Source organism: uncultured Aquimarina sp. (assembly GCF_947496855.1).
Taxonomy (GTDB): Bacteria; Bacteroidota; Bacteroidia; order Flavobacteriales; family Flavobacteriaceae; genus Aquimarina.
On sequence record NZ_CANMED010000041.1, the window covers coordinates 1 to 353 of the forward strand.

The following is a 353-nucleotide window of genomic DNA, read 5'->3' on the forward strand; positions in this document are numbered from 1 at the left end:
GTTGCCCATCCATTTACGGTTTGTGCACCAGCATCTTCATTTATACTTTCATTAGCACCCGCAGTAAAACTAGGTTCATCGTTTACAGTATTTACTGTGATGGTAAATTGTTGTGTAGCAAACGTATCATCTCCGCCATTGGCTGTACCTCCATCATCAGATAGCACTACATTTACTGTTGCAGATCCACTAACATCTGAAGCAGGAGTATAGGTTAGGTTTCCGGATGCATTAATAGCTGGTTGTGTGCTAAACAATGCGTTATTGTCATTTGTCACTGTAAAAGTAAGTATTTGTGTAGCGTCTGAGTCTCCATCATCAATAGCAGTTGCCCATCCATTTACGGTTTGTGC

General features: G+C 41.1%; 1 protein-coding gene. It reads right to left on the reverse strand.

The genetic code is table 11. The annotated features are described in order from the left end of the window. A partial coding sequence (locus tag Q0921_RS24980; RefSeq protein ID WP_299261895.1) for an Ig-like domain-containing protein occupies positions 1-353 on the reverse strand: 353 nt, incomplete at both ends.